Consider the following 17,402-nt stretch of genomic DNA (forward strand, 5'->3'; position numbering starts at 1 on the left):
TCTCAGGCCGCGACGAGTCCGAGGCGTGCCGGCTTGATCGCGGTCGCTTCGGCGACCCTGCGCATCGACTCGTCGTCAAGGTGCAGGTACCGCTGCGTCGTCGCGAGCGAGGCGTGCCCGAGCATGGCCTGCACGGCCCGGATATCGCCGGTCGCCCGGTAGGCCGCGGTCGCGCCGGCGTGCCGCAGGCTATGCGGGTTCCAACCGACGACCCGCGTGATGATCTTGTTCACGCTCATCTTGTGGAGGTGCCCGTCGACGGCGCCGGGGAAGTAGAACCGCTCCCGAGGGTCGAGCGAGAGCACCTCGCGTTCCTGCGCGTGCAGGGCGAACAGCAGCGGCTGGTTCGCCTTGATCGTCCGTTCCTTGTTCCCCTTGCCGATGAAGCGCAGCGCGTCGCCGTCGCGCGCCGAGAGCGGCAGTGAGGTCAGTTCCTCGAGCCGCAGCAGCCCGTAGCGGGCGAGCAGCACGAGCGCGCGATCGCGCGTGCTCGCGCCGGCCAGCGCGCCCTCGACCGCGGCATCCGGCGCGACCTTGGGCAGCCGCGTCGGGACGCGGATCGACCCGATGTCGATCGTCGGGTCATCGGGCCGCAGGCCGCGCCGGTGCGCCCACCCGAACAGCACCCGCCACGACGCGAGCTGCGACTTGCGCGTCTCCGCGGCCAGGTGCCGGCGCTTGGCCATCAGCGCCTCGACGTCGTCGACGGTGGCCGTCAGGACGTCCATGCGCGACGCGAGGTCGCGGGCGTGCCGCATGCGCAGCGTGATCGTTGTCCCCGAGCGATCGGACGCGAGCAGCCACGTCTCGTACCGATCCAGTAGTGCGTGTTCCCCCATAGCGTCCGCAAATCTAACCGGGCTGTATTACGTCGGCGTGTCGTGTGATCCGATCGTTACGCCGCAAGCGGGCGCAGGGCGCGCGGCTGCAAACCGATAGGTTCTTGGTTCGAGTCCAAGCCGGGGAGCCACAGGCCCTCACCGCTCGCGGTGGGGGCCTTTTTCCGCCGGACGCAGTGCGCAGATCGCGTCTCGTCTTCGAACTGTGGCGACGCACCACCTGATCATCACCTGTCCGCCGCAGGTGCTCGAGTACTGTCATTCCGCTCGCTCGGCAGAGGAGTACGAGGATCTTGCAGCGGACATGGCCGTGTTGCTGCCAGCTTTCGAGCATCCGAGCGAATCGCTTGCCATCACGTTGCAGAGGGCGCTCTGGGAGCGCGGGATGCCGCGCGCCGCTGTAGCGTTCGACTGCCTCATCGCCGCATACGCGGTCGTGAATGACGCGATCGTGCTGAACTCGGATCACGACTTCGGGCACATCGAGCGAGCGACCGATGGTCGCCTTCGTCAGGAGTTCGTCCCGGAGTGAGAACCCGTCAGGGGCGCACGCGGACGCTGCGACCGGCGTGGGTGACCACGTCGCCGATCTGGAGCTGTCGGCCGCGTCGGCGGTCGATCTCGCCATTGACCTCGACTTCGCCGTCGATGATCGCCTCCTTGACGTCACCGCCCGAGTCGAGCAGACCGGCGAACTTCATGAACTGCCCGAGGCGGATCGAGTCGCCGCCGATCGAGACATCCTGCACCGACACGTCGCTCACGCGTCCAGCTCGTCGACGCCGGGGAGCCAGCTCGCGCCGGGCTTGCCCCAGCCGCGCTTGCGCGCGATCTTCTGCGTGGTCTTCCAGTCCGAGTCGTCGAGACGATCGATGTAGAGGATGCCGTCGAGGTGATCGAACTCGTGCTGCATGATGCGCGCACGCCACCCGCTCACCCGGATCTCGACGGGCGCACCCTCGAGGTCGGTGCCGGTGACGAGGACCTCATTCGAGCGTCGCAGTGCGAAACGCTCACCCGGGAATGAGAGGCATCCCTCCGACTCGTCGTCGGGGTCGGGCGCGCCCGGTTCGAGCGGCCGCTGCCACAGCTCGGGATTGATGATGACGCCGCGCCACGGGGCGCCCTCGTCGTCTTCGTAGTTGTACGTGAAGATCCGCAGGCCCACGCCGACCTGAGGTGCAGCAAGCCCGACACCGGGAGCGGCATCCATCGTCTCGAACATGTCGGCGACGAGGTTGCGAACCTCGTCGGTCACCTCGTCGACGGGTGCGGCGATGGAATGGAGGACAGGTTCGCCCATGATGCGAATCGGGAGTACGGCCACGTCGCCAGCCTACCGACCGGTCCGCCAGGTATCGTCGAGGGCGTGCTGGAGCTGGCGACGCCCATCGAGGACATCACCGACGAACTGGTCGGGGTGTTCCGCGACCCCCGCATCCTGATCGGCATCCCGCTCGCCGTCCTCGGCGCGGTGTTCATGTCGTTCGGTGCGCAGTACCAGCACCGCGGCGTGCAGAAGGTCGAAGCCGAGACCGCCAAGGACGCTGTGTCGGGACTGACCGGCGGACAGCTCGTCCGCCTGCTGCGGCGCCCGTCGTGGGTGCTCGGCACGGTCATGCTCGGCCTCGCGATCGTGTGCCAACTCGCAGCGCTCTCGTTCGCGCCGCTGATCCTCGTGCAGCCGATCGGCGCGATCTCGCTCGTCATCACGACGTTGCTCAACGCCCGGATCACTGGCCACAAGCCGACCGGCCGTTCGGTGCTCGCCATCGCGCTCTGTCTCGGTGGCATCCTCGTCTTCGTCACGGTCGCCGCCCTCTATGCGACAGACCGCGACCTCACCGACCCGCAGCTCCTCACCGTCCTCTGGATCCTTTTCGGTGTCGTGGTGCTCCTCGGCACGATGTGGCTGACGCTCCGCAAGCGGATGCGTGCGCTGTTCTACATCGTCGCCGCCGGCATCGTTTACGGGTTCGTGGCGACGCTCGCGAAGGTCGTCATCAGCCGCATCCAGAGCGGTGATTTCGAGTGGCTCACGATGCTCTGCGTCGTCGGCCTGCTCGCGGGCACCGCCATGGGCGCGTACTTCGTCCAGACCGCATACTCGTCGGGCCCTCCCGATCTCGTCATCGCGGGTCTCACCGTCATCGACCCGATTGTCGCGATCGTCATCGGTCTCACGGTCCTCAACGAGGCGCAGGGCGCACCCGTCGGCGCGTACATCGGGTTCGCGGTCGCCGGCGCGCTCGCGATCGTCGGTGTCTTCCAGCTCGCGCGGCACCATCCACAGGTGGTCAGCGAGAGCCAGGAGATTCTGATCCAGCGCGGCAGCGGTGCGGGGGAGGAGAAGCCGTCGCGGCTCTCGCCCACTCGCCTCGACGAGGCTGTCGCGAAGGTCTGGCCCGAGCCGCCCGTGAACGACGAGGAACGACGCTCGCGTTAGGCTCGTCCCGACAGGGGGCGGTGGCCAAGCTGGTTAAGGCAGCGGGCTCATAACCCGACGATCGTGGGTTCAAGTCCCACCCGCCCTACGAAATCACAGCCTTGTCATTCCGTGCCGGATCGGGCGATAATGGCTGCACAACCTCACAGCACATCGCCGGAGCCCGCTCCATCAGGTCGTAGGGGAAGACGTACCTGATCGAAACGGAGCGAACGATGGCGACACCACAGGCGCGTGGAGTGATCTTCATTCACTCTGCGCCACGCGCGTTGTGCCCCCACCTGGAGTGGGCGGCGGGACGTGCGCTCGGTCATGCCGTGAACTTCGAGTGGGCCGACCAGCCGGTCCTCGATGGCAGCCGCCGTGCCGAGTTCTACTGGGAGGGCCCCGCCGGTACCGGCGCATCCCTCGCGACCGCGCTCCGTGGGTGGGAACACCTGCGCTACGAGGTGTCGGAAGACCCGACGCCCCGCAGTGACGGGGGCCGCTGGCTGCACACCCCGAGCCTCGGCATCCACTATGCCCAGACGGATGCCGCGGGCAACGTCGTCATCGGTGAGGACCGCATCCGCTACGCGATGGAGATCGCGGCCGGCGACGCGTTCGAACTGCAACGGGAACTCGGCGTTGCGCTCGGATCGGCGTGGGACGAGGAACTCGAACCCTTCCGTCACGCGAGCGACGACGCACCCGTCGTCTGGCTCCACAAGGTCGGCTGAGACGATCCGGCCGAGGCTGACACTCCACAACCGAACAGACTTTCAGGCGGGCGCGGACCTCGCTCACGCGAGCGGCGCCACGACCGGCTTCGGATGGCTTCCCGGAGACCGGGGGAGCGCCACCCCCGCCTGATCCATGAGAAACGCCCCCGGTGGCTTCCCGGGGGCGTTTCTCTGTGGCTGCTGCGGCGTCAGACCGATCGGAACGCGACGACGGCGTTGTGGCCGCCGAAGCCGAACGAGTTGCTGATCGCGAACTGGTCGCCGTCGCCGAGGGGCGTCGGCTCGCCGGAGAGGCGGAACGGGACGGCAGGGTCCTGCTCGGTCATGTTGATGGTCGGCGGTGCGACGCGGTCACGCAGCGCGAGCACCGTGAACATCGCCTCGAGCGCGCCGGTGCCACCCAGAAGGTGGCCGGTGGAGGCCTTCGTCGCCGACACGGGGAGCTCGTCGACACGGTCGCCGAACACGGACTTCAGGGCGACGTACTCGTTCGGGTCGCCGACCGGGGTCGACGTGGCGTGCGCATTGATGTGCGTGACCTCGTCGGGCGCGGCATCCGCCATCTCGAGCGCGAGGCGCACGGCGCGTGCGGCGCCGGTGCCCTCTGGGTCGTTGGCGGTGATGTGGTACGAATCGGCGGTGACGCCGCCGCCGACGATCTCGGCGTAGATCTTCGCGCCCCGGGCCTTGGCGTGCTCCTCGGTCTCGAGGATCAGCACGGCCGCACCTTCGCCCATGACGAAGCCGTCACGGTCGATGCTGCCGGGGCGCGAGGCGGTCTCGGGGGAGTCGTTGCGACGCGACAGTGCCTGCATCGAGGCGAACGACGCGATCGTGATCGGGTGGATCGCAGACTCGCTGCCGCCCGCGATCACGACGTCGGCGAGGCCGGCGCGCATGTGCTCGACGGCGTTCACGAGCGACTCGGTGCTCGAGGCGCACGCGCTCGCGAAGGTACGTGCGTAGGCGCGGGCGCCGAAGTGCAGCGAAAGGTTGCCGGCTGCGGCGTTCGGCATGAGCATCGGCACCGTCATCGGCATGACCCGACGCGGTCCCTTCTCGCGGAGGGTGTCCCACGCGTCGAGCAGGGTCCACACGCCGCCGATGCCGGTGGCGAACTCGACGCCCAGACGCTCGGGGTCGACCTCGGGCGAACCGGCGTCTGCCCATGCCTCCTGCGCTGCGACCATCGCGAGCTGCGACGACGGGTCGAGGCGCTTGGCGATCGGGCGGTCGAGCACCGTGTCGGGACGGATCTTCGCCTCAGCGGCGAAGGTCACCGGCAGCTGGTACTTCTCGACCCACTCGTGCTCGAGCGAGCGGGCGCCGGACACACCGGCGAGCAGGGCGTCCCAGCTCTCGGGGGCGGTGCCGCCGATGGGCGTGGTCGCACCGATACCGGTGACGAAGATGCGCGTGTTGTTGCTCATGGTTCCCTCGTGCGGCTCCGGTGGGGGCGAACCCCCACCGGGCGCGCGTCAAGCCTGGTTGGACGAGATGTAGGTGACGGCGTCGCCGACGGTCTTGAGGTTCTTGACCTCTTCGTCGGGGATCGTGACGCCGAACTTCTCCTCGGCGTTCACGACGATCGTCATCATCGAGATCGAGTCGATGTCGAGGTCGTCGGTGAACGACTTCTCGAGCGCGACCTCGTCGGCCGAGATGCCGGTCTCGTCGGTGATGAGCTCTGCCAGGCCGGCGAGGACCTCGTCGTTGGTGAATGCCATGGTGTTCTCCTTCTGGTGGGGGTCGGGCCCGGCGGGCCGTTTGTCAGTTTAGGTCTGAAGCGGACGTCGTCACGGGAGGACGACGACCTGTGCACCGAACACGAGTCCGGCGCCGAACCCGATCTGCAGGGCGAGGCCGCCGCTGAGCTCGGGGTGCTCTTCGAGCAGGCGGTGCGTCGCCAGCGGGATGGATGCCGCCGACGTGTTGCCCGTCGTCTCGATGTCGCGCCCGACGACGACGCTCTCGGGCAGCTTCAACTGCTTCGCGAACTCGTCGATGATGCGCATGTTGGCCTGGTGCGGCACGAAGGCGGCCAGGTCATCGGGCGTGATGCCGGCTGCCTCGATCGCCTGGCGGGCGACCTTCACCATCTCCCAGACGGCCCAGCGGAACACCGTGGGGCCTTCCTGGCGGAGGGTCGGCCACGGGGCGGTGCCGTCGCGGAACTCGGTCAGCGTGTGGTTCATGCCCACCGCGTCCGACTTCGAACCGTCCGAGCCCCATACGGTGGGGCCGATGCCGGGGGTCTCGCTCGGGCCCACGACCGCGGCGCCCGCGCCGTCGCCGAGGAGGAACGAGATCGACCGGTCGGTCGGGTCGACGATGTCGCTGAGCTTCTCGGCACCGACGACCACGGCGTACGTGGCGGCGCCGGCACGGATGAGTGCGTCCGCCTGTGCGACGCCGTACGCGAACCCGGCGCAGGCCGCGTTCAGGTCGTAGGCCGCGGCGGGGTTGGCGCCGACGCGGTCGGCCACGATCGCCGACACCGACGGCGTCTGCTTCGGGTTGGAGATCGTCGCGACGATGACCGCGTCGACCTGCTCGGGGCTGATGCCGGCACGGCGGATCGCCTCGGCTGCGGCATCCGTCGCCAGATCGACGGCGTCGGTCGTCGCGTCCGCGCGCACGCGGGTGATGATGCCGGTGCGCTGGCGGATCCACTCGTCGCTCGAGTCGATCGGACCGATGATGTCGTCGTTCGGAACGGCGTTCTCGCCTCGGGCCGCGCCGTACGCGTAGATGCGCGTGTGGGCGGGGCCGGTGGGCTGGATCAGGGTGGCGGTCATGCGCTCTCTCCGGTCAGCAGTGCCGTCGCGGCGGCGAGGTCCTCGGGCGTCTTCACCGCGACCGAGGGTACGCCGCGGAGGGCGCGCTTGGCGAGGCCGACGAGCGTACCGGCAGGCGAGAACTCGATGATGCCGGTGACGCCGTGCTCGGCGAACGACGCCATGCAGAGGTCCCAGCGGACGGGGTTCGCGACCTGCGCGACGAGCAGGTCGAGCGCGGTGCGGCCGTCGGCCACGACGCCGCCGTCGCGGTTGCTCCACAGGGTGCGGGTGGGGTCGGATGCCGCGACGTCCGCCGCAGCGGCACGAAGGGTGTCCACAGCCGGAGCCATGTACCGCGTGTGGAATGCGCCGGCGACCTGGAGCGGGATCACGCGGGTGCCGCGCGGCGCTTCGGTGGCGAGTTCGCCGAGCGGCGCGAGCGCGCCGGCCGCGACGATCTGGCCGCCGCCGTTGTAGTTGGCGGGGGTGAGGTCGAGCTCCTCGAGGCGGGCGAGCACGGCTGCCTCGTCGCCGCCGAGCACGGCGCTCATGCCGGTCTGCTCGGCTGCTGCAGCTTCGGCCATCGCACGCCCGCGGATGCCGACGAGGCGCAGGCCGTCGTCGGCGCTGAGGACGCCGGATGCCACGAGCGCGGGGATCTCACCGACGGAGTGCCCGGCGATGCCGCCGATCGCCGCGGTGTCGGTCTGCGTGCCGAACGCCTGCCACGAAAGCAGGCTCGCCGCGACGATGAGCGGCTGCGCGACCTGCGTGTCGCGGATGCGGTCCGCATCCCACTCGGTGCCGGCGGCGATCAGGTCGACGCCTGACTGCTCGCTGAACGCGGCGAGCGTCTCGCGCGCGCCGTCCAGTTCGAGCCAAGGGGCGAGGAAGCCCGGTGTCTGAGACCCCTGTCCGGGGAAGACGGCAATGATCACGGTTTCCATCCTTGCAAGAAGGTTCGGGGTGGTGCTGTCGGTGTGCGCACAAGAAACGTCCGATGCCTTGTGCGCGTCGGACAACCGACAGTGTGTCAGGTCGCGGTCACCCGCGGCGAGGGACACGGCGACGAGCGACGTCCCCGCCGATCGAGCCGATGATGAGGGCGGTCTGCAGGATCAGCGCCTCGCGCGGACCCGTGGCATCCCATCCGATGACATCCGAGACGCGCTTGAGGCGGTACCGGACCGTGTTCGGGTGCACGAACAGCTCGCGGGCCGTCGCCTCGAGGGATCGGCCGTTGTCGAGGTAGCTCCACAGCGTCGTGACGAGGTCGGTGGAGTGGGCCTGCAGCGGCCGGTAGATCCGCTCGATGAGCGTCGCCTTCGCGAGCGGATCACCCGCGAGGGCGCGCTCGGGGAGCAGATCGTCGGCGTCGACCGGCCTCGGCGCATGGCGCCACGACTTCGCGACGGCGAACCCGGCGAGGGCGGCACGAGCGCTGATGCCGGCGTCGAGCAACGCGGGCGCCGTCGGGCCGAGCACGAGGTGTCCGGCACCGAACCCCGGTTCGAGGCGCGCGGCGATCTCGGCGAACGCGAGCTCTTCGAGGTCGTCACGGCCCGATTCGGCGCGGCCGATCACGAGGACGAGCCGCGAGCCCTGCACCCCGATCAGCACATCCACACCGAGCTTCCGCGCGGTGCGGCGGACCTGGTCGACGTCGAGCTGCGGGGGCATCGTACCCACGAGCACCGCGACCTCGCCGTGACCGTGCCAGCCGAGGGCTGCGATCCGGCTCGGGAGTTCTTCATCGGCTTCGCCGGTGAGGATCGAGTCGACGACGAGTGCTTCGAGCCTGGCATCCCACAGACCGCGTGCCTCGGCGGCACGGGCGTAGACGTCTGCGGCGGCGAAGGCGACCTCGCGCGAGTAGTGCAGGATGCTCTCGCGAAGCCCGTTGCCACGACCGGCGACCCGGTCCTCGGTGGTCTCGACCGTGACGCGGATGAGCTGGAGCGTCTGCGTCAGGCTGATGCTCCGCAGCAGCTCACGCGGAGCCGAGGCGAAGACGTCCGCTGCGATCCACGACGTGGAGCCGGGGTCGTCGTACCAATCGATGAACGAAGAGATCCCCGACTGCGCGACGAGGCCCACCGCCGACCGCCGCCCCGGGGGCATCTCGGCGTACCACGGCAGCGACTCCTCGAGTCGCCGCAGCGTGGTCGTCGCGAGATCCCCCGAGATCCGGCGGAGCCACGCGAGTGTCTCCGCCTTCTCCTGGGCGGTCGGTCGTTCGGACATCCCGATCGTCAGGACTCGCCGCCGGCGTTGCCCGACGTGCCCGCGTTGACGTCGTGCAGACGGTACTTCTCGATCGCCTGCGCGGCGAGCGAGCGGTCGACGACGCCGTCCTCGGCGAGCGACTGAAGCGTCTTCACGACGATCGACGGGCCATCGATCTTGAACTGGCGACGAGCGGCCGCGCGGGTGTCCGAGAAGCCGAAGCCCTCGGCGCCGAGCGTCGCGTACCGGCGGGGCACCCACTGGCGGATCTGGTCCTGCACGGCGTGCATGAAGTCGCTGACCGCGACCACGGGGCCCTCCGAACCGGCGAGCTTGTCCGTGATGTACGCGGTGCGCGGCTCGTCGGCGGGGTGCAGGAAGTTGTGCTCGTCGGCGGCGAGGCCGTCGCGGCGAAGCTCCGTCCAGCTCGTGACCGACCAGACGTCGGCCACGACGCCCCAGTCATCCTTCAGCAGCTGCTGGGCCTCGTGCGCCCAGGCGAGGCCGACGCCCGACGCCAGGATCTGCGCGCGGGGGCCGTCACCCTCACCGACAGAGACCCGGTGGATGCCGCGGACGATGCCATCCACGTCGACGTCCTCGGGCTCCTTCGGCTGCACGATCGGCTCGTTGTACACCGTGATGTAGTACATGACGTTCGGGTCGGGGTGCTCCCCGCCGTACATGCGCTTCAGGCCGTCCTGCACGATGTGCGCGATCTCGTAGCCGTAGGCCGGGTCGTACGACACGGTCGCAGGGTTCGTCGAGGCGAGCAGGTGCGAGTGGCCGTCGGCGTGCTGCAGGCCCTCACCCGTGAGGGTGGTGCGACCGGCGGTGGCGCCGATGATGAAGCCGCGCGCCATCTGGTCACCGGCTGCCCACTGGGCGTCGCCGGTGCGCTGGAAGCCGAACATCGAGTAGAAGACGTACACCGGGATCAGCGGTTCGCCGTGCGTCGCGTACGACGTGCCGACACCGGTGAAGGCGGCGAGGGCGCCGGCCTCGTTGATGCCGACGTGCATGATCTGGCCCTGCGGGCTCTCCTTGTACGCGAGCAGCAGTTCCCGGTCGACCGACGTGTAGTTCTGGCCGTTCGGGTTGTAGATCTTCGCCGTCGGGAAATACGCGTCCATGCCGAACGTGCGCGCCTCGTCGGGGATGATCGGGACGATCCGGTGCCCGAAGTCCTTCGCGCGGAGCAGGTCCTTCAGGAGGCGGACGAACGCCATGGTCGTGGCGATCTCCTGCGTGCCCGAGCCCTTCTTCGGCAGCGCGTAGACGCTGTCGTCGGGAAGGCTGACCGCGGTCGACGTGCTGCGGCGCTGGGGGAGCGAGCCGCCCAGGTCGCGACGACGCTCCACCATGTAGCGGATCGTCTCGTCGTTCTCACCCGGGTGGAAGTACGGCGGCTCGTAGGGGTTCTCCTCGAGCTGCGCGTCCGTGACCGGGATGTGCATCTGGTCGCGGAAGAGCTTGAGGTCGTCGAGGGTCATCTTCTTCATCTGGTGCGTCGCGTTGCGCCCCTCGAAGTGCGGACCGAGACCGTAGCCCTTGACGGTCTTCGCGAGGATGACCGTGGGCTGGCCCTTGTGCTCCATCGCAGCCTTGTACGCCGCGTAGACCTTGCGGTAGTCGTGACCGCCGCGCTTGAGGTTCCAGATCTGCTCGTCGGAGTAGTCCTTGACGAGCGCTGCGGCGCGCTCGTCGCGGCCGAAGAAGTGCTCGCGCACGAACGCGCCGCTCTCGGCCTTGTAGGTCTGGAAGTCACCGTCGGGGGTGACGTTCATGAGGTTGCGGAGCGCGCCGTCCGAGTCGCGCGAGAGCAGGTCGTCCCACTCACGGCCCCAGACGACCTTGATGACGTTCCAGCCGGCGCCTCGGAAGTAGCTCTCGAGCTCCTGCACGATCTTGCCGTTGCCGCGAACCGGGCCGTCGAGGCGCTGCAGGTTGCAGTTGACGACGAAGGTCAGGTTGTCGAGACCCTCGTTGGCGGCTACCTGGAGCTGGCCGCGGCTCTCGACCTCGTCCATCTCGCCGTCGCCGAGGAACGCCCAGACGTGACCGTCGGACACGTCCTTGATCCCACGGTTGGTGAGGTACTTGTTGGTCATGGCCTGGTAGATCGCGTTGATCGGTCCGAGACCCATCGACACGGTCGGGAACTGCCAGTAGTCCTGCATGAGGCGCGGGTGCGGGTACGAGGGCAGACCGTTGGGGGCAGCGGATGCCTCCTGGCGGAAGCCGTCGAGCTGCTGTGCCGTCAGGCCGCCCTCGAGGTAGGACCGCGCGTACATGCCGGGGGAGGCGTGTCCCTGGAAGAAGATCTGGTCGCCGCCGCTGGCGTGATCCGGGCCACGGAAGAAGTGGTTGAAGCCGACCTCGTACAGCGCTGCAGAGGAGGCGTAGGTGGAGATGTGGCCGCCGACGCCGATGCCGGGGCGCTGTGCGCGGTGGACGGTGACCGCGGCGTTCCAACGGATCCAGCGGCGGTAACGGCGCTCGATCTCCTCGTCACCGGGGAAGTCGGGCTCGTTCTCCGGAGCGATCGTGTTGATGTAGTCCGTGGTGGGGACCTGGGGCACGTTCAGGTGCAGGTCGCGCGAGCGCTGCAGCAGGCTCAGCATGATCTCGCGGCCGCGGCCGGCACCCCGGGCGTCGACGAGCTGCTGCAGGGATTCCTGCCACTCCGACGTCTCTTCCGGGTCGCTGTCCTGCGGGCCCTGCGAGTACGGATCCTGATCGTTGACAGTCACAAGAGGCCTTTCGTCGCCTGGCAGATCGTGCCAGGAATGAGGGATCGGGCGAGTGCGGGCTTGTTCGCCTCACACAACTCGCTTGTCCTCAGCCTACCCATTCCGCCCACCTCCGGATCGCCGCGCACCTCACGTGCGGGCGCGCGACCCGGAGCAGCGTCGGTGCGCCTCGTAGACTGGACGCACCAGGGCCTTTAGCTCAGCTGGTAGAGCGCCACGTTTACACCGTGGATGTCGTCGGTTCGATCCCGGCAGGGCCCACGTGAACGCTGCACCCGCCGATCAGAAGCGCCTGCTCGACCTTGCGTCCCTCGACGAGGACATCCGTCGTGCCGACGCCGCCCGCCGCAACCCGGCGCAGGCCGCGCGGGTGAAGGAGCTGCTCGCCGAGCGCGCCACCCAGTCGACCGAGCTGACCCGGCTCCTCGGTCTGCGTGACGACGCCAAGGCAGAGCTCGCACGCATCGAGTCGGACGTCGCCATCGTCGACGCGCGCAGTGCGCGTGACGCCGCGCTCCTGGCCGCGTCGACGAACCCGAAGCAGGCGCAGGGCCTCGAGCACGAGATCGCGTCGCTCGCCAAGCGCAAGAGCGACCTCGAAGACGCCGAGCTCGAAGTGATGGAGCGTCTCGAGGGCGCCGAGTCCGCCGTGGCCGCGCAGGAGGCGCTGATCGCCGCGACGAACGACGAGGGTGCCCGGCTGAGCGCCGAGGGCAAGGCCTCCGTCGAGACCGCCACGGCGGCGTTCGACGCCGCGACCCGCGATCGCGCTGCAGTCGCAGAGTCCGTCCCGGCGCCGCTGCTCGCCGTCTACGAGCGGCTCGCCGCGCGTGGTGTGGGCGCCGGCTATCTGCAGCACCGGACCTGCGGTGGATGCCGCATGGTCCTCAGCGGCACCGACCTGAACGTCGTGCGCGCCGCGGCCGAAGACGCCGTCATCCACTGCCCCGAGTGTGGCTGCATCCTCGTCCGGGACTACGACTCCGGCCTGTGAGACCGATCGCGACGGTGACGCGGTGAGCGAGACGGCGGCACCCACGCAGGGTGTCGCCTTCGTCGTCGTCGGCGCGGCATCGGATGGGCTCGTCGATCTCGTCGAGTTGGATGCCGCGGGCGTCGAGTCTTCGCGTCGGCGGATGCCGCGGGCCGAGCTCGCCGGGCATGCGGCGAGCGTTGCACCGGAGACGCGCTGGGTGTGGAGCGACGCCTTCCACTGGTACGCGCCGCTGGTCGCGGCATCCGTCCGCATCGCTCGATGCCACGATTTACGGTTGTGCCACGCGATCCTGCGCGACAGCTCGGCCGTGTCGGTTCCCGGTCCGATCCGGGCGGCGACCGAATGGGATGCCGCTGCCGCGACACCCGACGCAGGAGCGGCGACCCTGTTCGACTGGGTCGAAGGTCCGACAGGTGTGCCGCACGGCATCGACGCGGCGCTTGCGGAGTTCGCTCGGCAGCGCGCGGCGCTCGAGTCGGCCTCCGGCGCGCTCCGATTGCTGCTTGCGGCGGAGTCTGCAGGCGCGCTCATCGCCGTCGAGATGCACGCCGCCGGAGTGCCGTGGGACGGCGACGTGCACGACGGCATCCTTGCGGGGCTGCTGGGGGAGCGACCGACGTCGGGGCGCCTGCCGAGCCGGGTCGAGGAGCGCGCCGCCGAGGTGCGCGCGGCGCTCGGCGACCCGGCGGCGAGCCTCGACTCGCAGCCGAAGCTCTTGCGGGCATTGCATCGGGTCGGTGTCCTCGCGGCGTCGACCAGCAAGTGGGAGCTCGCGGAGTACGACCACCCCGTGATCGAGCCGCTTCTCGAGTACAAGAAGTTGACCCGGCTGCTGAGTGCGAACGGCTGGGCGTGGCGGGAGGAGTGGGCGCCCGACGGCAGGTTCCGTCCGGTGTACGTGCCGGGCGGTGTCGTCACCGGGCGCTGGGCATCGTCTGGCGGCGGTGCACTGCAGTTGCCCCGCCAGCTCCGCCCCGCGGTGCATGCCGATCCCGGGTGGGTGCTCGTCGTCGCCGATGTCGCGCAGCTGGAGCCCCGTGTGCTCGCGGCGATGTCGCGCGATACGGCGCTGGCCGACAGCGCTCGCGGAACCGACCTCTACGAGGGCATCGTCGCGCGCGGCGTGGTCGCGTCACGACAAGAGGCGAAGATCGCGATCCTCGGCGCGATGTACGGCGCGACGACCGGCGACAGCGGCCGCCTTGTTCCCGCGCTGCGGCGTGCGTACCCCCGGGCCATGGGCCTCGTCGACGACGCGGCCCGCATCGGCGAGGAGGGTGGCGTCGTGTCGACGTGGCTCGGGCGGACGAGCCCGCCGCCGGGAGGCTGGTGGCACGATGCGCAGGGCCAAGCCGGCGATCCGGACGCCGCCGACGCGGACCGAGCGCGCGCCCAGCGCGCAGCGCGCGACCGCGGCCGCTTCACCCGCAACTTCGTCGTGCAGGGGACGGCTGCCGAGTGGGCGCTCGCGTGGCTCGCGGACGTGCGGACCCGCCTGGCCGCGTTGCCGCCGGTCGCCGAGGAGCGCGGCGCGCCGCGCTCCGGCATCCTCCAGTCACGTCGAGCGCATCTGTCGTTCTTCCTGCATGACGAGATCATCGTGCACGCGCCCGCCGAGCAAGCCGAGCACGCTGCTGCGGCCGTGACGGATGCCGCGGCATCCGCGACTCGGCTTCTGTTCGGTGACTTCCCGCTCGACTTCCGCCTCGACCTGCAGATCCGCGCCGACGCGGCGAAGGACTGAGCGCCGCGTAGAATCGGGGACGCGAATGGGTCGGCTGGACGGTCGCGTGGCGCGCAAGCGCACCGAGGAACGTCCGGGCTCCACAGGGCAGGGCGGTGGGTAACACCCACCCGGAGTGATCCGCGAGACAGTGCCACAGAGAGCAGACCGCCCGGGCTTCGGCCCGGGTAAGGGTGAAAGGGTGGTGTAAGAGACCACCGGGGTCATGGTGACACGACCCGCACGGTAAACCTCGCCCGGAGCAAGGCCAGACAGGGGATGTTGACGCGGCTCGCCGAGTCCCCGGGTAGGCCGCTGGAGCGGCGCGGCAACGCGTCGCCGAGAGAGATGACCGTCCACGGGGCTTCGGCCCCCGGACAGAACCCGGCGTACAGGCCGGCCCATTCGCCTCTCCCGACGGGTCAGGAACTCGCGGTGCTCGCGAGGTCCTCGATGGTCCCTTCGAGCGCGCCGGGCTTCTCACCTGCGAGCGCGAGGGCTGCTGCGCCGATGATGCCGGCGTTGTTGCGGTGGACGGCAGGAACGATCTCGGTCTGCAGATCGAGCAGCGGCAGGAACTTGTCCGCGTGCTTCGATACCCCGCCGCCGACGACGAACAGGTCGGGGCTGAAGAGGAATTCGAGGTGGCTGTAGTACGGCTGCAGGCGCGCCGACCACTCGTCCCACTCGAGCGAATCGCGCTCCATCGCGGAGTACGCCGCGAAGTGCTCGAAGTCCTTCTTGTGGCCGGGCCGGTGCAGGTGCCCGAGCTCGGTGTTCGGGATCAGTACACCGTTGTAGATCATCGCCGTGCCGATGCCGGTGCCGAGCGTGGTCAGCATGACGAGGCCGTCCCGATCCTTCGCGGCGCCGTAGCGCACCTCAGCGACGCCGGCGACGTCGGCATCGTTCGCGAAATGGATCTCGCGGCCGAGGCCGTCCTCGAAGAACTTCTCGGCTTCGAAGCCGATCCACGTCTGAGCGACGTTCGCGGCCGACATCGTGCGACCGTGCTTCACGATCGCGGGGAACGCGACCCCGAGCGGCACCGAGGCGTCGGTGACCTCGAGTGTCTCGAGCACCGACTTCACTGCGGTGAGGACGTCGTCGGGTTCGGCGCCCTTGGGCGTGGGGACCTTGATGCGGTCGGTCAGCAGGCTGCCGTCCGCCAAATCGACGAGGGCACCCTTGATGCCCGTCCCGCCGATGTCGATGCCGACGGCCGTTGTCGCGCTCGTAGTCATGGTACCGAGCCTAGACCGCGAGCCGGGAGCGGTTCGTAGGATGGTGGCATCCGCGATGCCGAGGAGGCTGTGATGAGCGACACCGAGCAGTATTGGTACAACCTCACGACGAAGCAGGTGGAGCGCGGCTTCGAGTCGCCCGCCGTCGACCGAGCCGGTCCCTTCGCAACCGCCGAAGAAGCCGCGAAGGCTCCGGAGCTGCTCGCGGAGCGCTCGCGAGCCTGGGCGGCGGACGATGCGGCCGACGACAACTGGGGCACGCCCGCGAAGGGTTCCTCGGGCGACGCGTCGGACCGATAGTCTGACAATCCACCCGCGGGGAAGGATGCGATGGACAAGCAGCGTGACTTCGTTCTGAGGACGATCGAGGAACGGGGGGTCAAGTTCATCCGGCTGTGGTTCACCGACGTGACGGGAACCCTCAAGTCGGTCGCGATCGCACCCGCCGAAGTGGAGGGCGCGTTCGCCGAAGGCCTCGGGTTCGACGGCTCGGCGATCGAGGGCTTGACCCGCACGTACGAGTCGGACCTGCTCGCGCACCCCGACCCGACGACGTTCCAGACGCTGCCGTGGCGCGGCGAGATCGACCCGACGGCGCGCATGTTCTGCGACATCACTACGCCCGACGGGCAGCCCGCCGTCGCAGACCCGCGCAACGTGCTCAAGCGCGCGCTCGCGAAGGCGGCGGACGCCGGGTTCACCTTCTACACGCACCCCGAGATCGAGTTCTACCTGCTGAAGTCCTCGACTGTTGGGCCGAACGGGCCCGAGCCGGTCGACTCCGCCGGGTACTTCGACAACGTCCCCGGCGGCACGGCGCACGACTTCCGTCGTCGTTCGGTGCGCATGCTCGAAGACCTCGGCATCTCGGTGGAGTTCAGCCACCACGAGGCCGGCCCCGGTCAGAACGAGATCGACCTGCGCTACGCCGACGCGCTCTCGACGGCCGACAACATCATGACCTTCCGCACCGTGATCAAGGAGGTGGCGATCGAGCAGGGCGTCTACGCGACGTTCATGCCGAAGCCGCTCAGCGGGCACCCGGGCAGCGGCATGCACACGCACATGTCGCTCTTCGAAGGTGATGTGAACGCGTTCTACGAAGAGGGCGCGCAGTACCAGCTCTCCAAGGTCGGTCGCCAGTTCATCGCCGGTCTCCTGCGCCACGCGAACGAGATCTCTGCGGTCACGAACCAGTTCGTGAACTCGTACAAGCGCCTCTGGGGCGGCGATGAGGCGCCCAGCTTCATCTGCTGGGGCCACAACAACCGTTCCGCGCTCGTTCGCGTGCCGATGTACAAGCCGAACAAGGGCGGCTCGACGCGCGTCGAGTACCGTGCGCTGGACTCGGCTGCGAACCCCTACCTCGCGTATGCGCTCATGCTCGCCGCGGGCCTCAAGGGCATCGAAGAGGAGTACGAGCTCCCCGCCGAGGCGGAGGACAACGTCTGGTCGCTGAGCGATGCGGAGCGTCGCGCGCTCGGCTACGGGTCGCTTCCCGCGAGCCTTGACCACGCGCTCGAGTACATGGAGGAGTCGGAGTTCGTCGCCGAGACGCTCGGCGAGCAGGTCTTCAACTACGTGCTGCTGAACAAGCGTCGCGAGTGGCAGGAGTACCGCGCCCAGGTGACGCCGTTCGAACTGCAGAAGAACCTCGAGATGCTCTGAGGCC

General features: G+C 69.2%; 17 protein-coding genes, 2 tRNA genes and 1 other RNA gene. 10 read left to right on the forward strand and 10 right to left on the reverse strand.

Features of this window, described 5'->3' with window-relative positions; all coding sequences use genetic code 11:
* Window positions 1-2: 2 nt before the first annotated feature.
* A complete protein-coding gene (locus tag QNI14_RS12940) occupies window positions 3-839 on the reverse strand; it encodes a tyrosine-type recombinase/integrase (RefSeq protein ID WP_283717032.1) in 837 nt (278 codons plus the stop codon).
* A 205-nt stretch (window positions 840-1,044) separates the two neighbouring features.
* Between QNI14_RS12940 and QNI14_RS12945 the strand changes: the two genes are divergently transcribed.
* Window positions 1,045-1,371, forward strand: coding sequence for a PIN domain-containing protein (locus QNI14_RS12945; protein ID WP_283717033.1), 327 nt, complete (start codon window positions 1,045-1,047; stop codon window positions 1,369-1,371).
* Window positions 1,372-1,378: 7 nt separating this feature from the next.
* On the opposite strand, the gene QNI14_RS12950 is transcribed toward QNI14_RS12945, so the two are convergent.
* Both QNI14_RS12950 and def read right to left on the reverse strand, forming a co-directional pair.
* Window positions 1,379-1,603, reverse strand: a complete 225-nt coding sequence (locus QNI14_RS12950) for an RNA-binding S4 domain-containing protein (protein ID WP_283717034.1) — start codon at window positions 1,601-1,603, stop codon at window positions 1,379-1,381.
* Complete coding sequence (def, locus tag QNI14_RS12955) at window positions 1,600-2,166, reverse strand: peptide deformylase (protein ID WP_283717035.1); 567 nt, start codon at window positions 2,164-2,166, stop codon at window positions 1,600-1,602. Before def ends, QNI14_RS12950 begins: the two co-directional genes overlap by 4 nt.
* Window positions 2,167-2,208: 42 nt before the next feature.
* Here def and QNI14_RS12960 point away from each other — a divergent pair, with 42 nt between their 5' ends.
* The 3 genes from QNI14_RS12960 (at window position 2,209) to QNI14_RS12970 (ending at window position 4,004) form a co-directional block, all read left to right on the forward strand.
* Window positions 2,209-3,285, forward strand: a complete 1,077-nt coding sequence (locus QNI14_RS12960; RefSeq protein ID WP_283717036.1) for a DMT family transporter — start codon at window positions 2,209-2,211, stop codon at window positions 3,283-3,285.
* A gap of 14 nt (window positions 3,286-3,299) precedes the next feature.
* Window positions 3,300-3,373: transfer RNA gene (locus tag QNI14_RS12965), tRNA-Ile, on the forward strand.
* A gap of 127 nt (window positions 3,374-3,500) precedes the next feature.
* Window positions 3,501-4,004: a DUF3145 domain-containing protein gene (locus tag QNI14_RS12970; protein ID WP_283717037.1), complete on the forward strand. Its 504-nt coding sequence runs from the start codon at window positions 3,501-3,503 to the stop codon at window positions 4,002-4,004.
* 191 nt (window positions 4,005-4,195) lie between these two features.
* Here QNI14_RS12970 and QNI14_RS12975 read toward each other — a convergent pair whose 3' ends face one another.
* From QNI14_RS12975 to aceE, 6 genes are all read right to left on the reverse strand, one after another.
* On the reverse strand, window positions 4,196-5,437 hold the full coding sequence (locus QNI14_RS12975; RefSeq protein ID WP_283717038.1) for a beta-ketoacyl-[acyl-carrier-protein] synthase family protein: 1,242 nt from the start codon (window positions 5,435-5,437) through the stop codon (window positions 4,196-4,198).
* A 48-nt stretch (window positions 5,438-5,485) separates the two neighbouring features.
* A complete protein-coding gene (locus QNI14_RS12980; protein WP_283717039.1) occupies window positions 5,486-5,734 on the reverse strand; it encodes an acyl carrier protein in 249 nt (82 codons plus the stop codon).
* 69 nt (window positions 5,735-5,803) lie between these two features.
* Window positions 5,804-6,805, reverse strand: a complete 1,002-nt coding sequence (locus QNI14_RS12985; protein WP_283717040.1) for a beta-ketoacyl-ACP synthase III — start codon at window positions 6,803-6,805, stop codon at window positions 5,804-5,806.
* Window positions 6,802-7,725 carry an ACP S-malonyltransferase gene (locus QNI14_RS12990; protein WP_283717041.1) on the reverse strand — a complete coding sequence of 308 codons (924 nt, stop codon included), beginning with the start codon at window positions 7,723-7,725 and terminating at the stop codon, window positions 6,802-6,804. Before QNI14_RS12990 ends, QNI14_RS12985 begins: the two co-directional genes overlap by 4 nt.
* 106 nt (window positions 7,726-7,831) lie before the next feature.
* On the reverse strand, window positions 7,832-9,031 hold the full coding sequence (locus QNI14_RS12995) for a PucR family transcriptional regulator (RefSeq protein ID WP_283717042.1): 1,200 nt from the start codon (window positions 9,029-9,031) through the stop codon (window positions 7,832-7,834).
* Between the two features lie 8 nt (window positions 9,032-9,039).
* Window positions 9,040-11,766, reverse strand: a complete 2,727-nt coding sequence (aceE, locus tag QNI14_RS13000; RefSeq protein WP_283717043.1) for a pyruvate dehydrogenase (acetyl-transferring), homodimeric type — start codon at window positions 11,764-11,766, stop codon at window positions 9,040-9,042.
* A gap of 188 nt (window positions 11,767-11,954) precedes the next feature.
* Between aceE and QNI14_RS13005 the strand changes: the two genes are divergently transcribed.
* The 4 genes from QNI14_RS13005 to rnpB all read left to right on the forward strand — a co-directional run bounded on the left by QNI14_RS13005 (window position 11,955) and on the right by rnpB (window position 14,894).
* Window positions 11,955-12,027: transfer RNA gene (locus QNI14_RS13005), tRNA-Val, on the forward strand.
* Between the two features lies 1 nt (window position 12,028).
* Window positions 12,029-12,760: a zinc ribbon domain-containing protein gene (locus QNI14_RS13010; RefSeq protein ID WP_283717045.1), complete on the forward strand. Its 732-nt coding sequence runs from the start codon at window positions 12,029-12,031 to the stop codon at window positions 12,758-12,760.
* Between the two features lie 22 nt (window positions 12,761-12,782).
* The gene (locus QNI14_RS13015) at window positions 12,783-14,507 is read left to right on the forward strand and encodes a bifunctional 3'-5' exonuclease/DNA polymerase (protein ID WP_283717046.1); all 1,725 of its coding nucleotides are present in this window, start codon (window positions 12,783-12,785) and stop codon (window positions 14,505-14,507) included.
* Window positions 14,508-14,533: 26 nt separating this feature from the next.
* Window positions 14,534-14,894: RNase P RNA component class A (rnpB, locus tag QNI14_RS13020), an RNA gene on the forward strand.
* A gap of 14 nt (window positions 14,895-14,908) precedes the next feature.
* Here the strand turns inward: rnpB and ppgK are convergent.
* Window positions 14,909-15,730, reverse strand: coding sequence for a polyphosphate--glucose phosphotransferase (ppgK, locus tag QNI14_RS13025; protein WP_283717047.1), 822 nt, complete (start codon window positions 15,728-15,730; stop codon window positions 14,909-14,911).
* A gap of 72 nt (window positions 15,731-15,802) precedes the next feature.
* On the opposite strand from ppgK, the gene QNI14_RS13030 reads away from it, so the two are divergent.
* Both QNI14_RS13030 and glnA read left to right on the forward strand, forming a co-directional pair.
* Entirely contained in the window at window positions 15,803-16,030 is a 228-nt protein-coding gene (locus tag QNI14_RS13030) for an SPOR domain-containing protein (RefSeq protein WP_283717048.1), read from the forward strand.
* Between the two features lie 30 nt (window positions 16,031-16,060).
* Entirely contained in the window at window positions 16,061-17,398 is a 1,338-nt protein-coding gene (gene glnA / locus QNI14_RS13035; protein ID WP_283717049.1) for a type I glutamate--ammonia ligase, read from the forward strand.
* Window positions 17,399-17,402: the final 4 nt, after the last annotated feature.

The sequence above is a fragment of the Microbacterium dauci genome, assembly GCF_030065535.1.
Taxonomy (GTDB): Bacteria; Actinomycetota; Actinomycetes; order Actinomycetales; family Microbacteriaceae; genus Microbacterium; species Microbacterium dauci.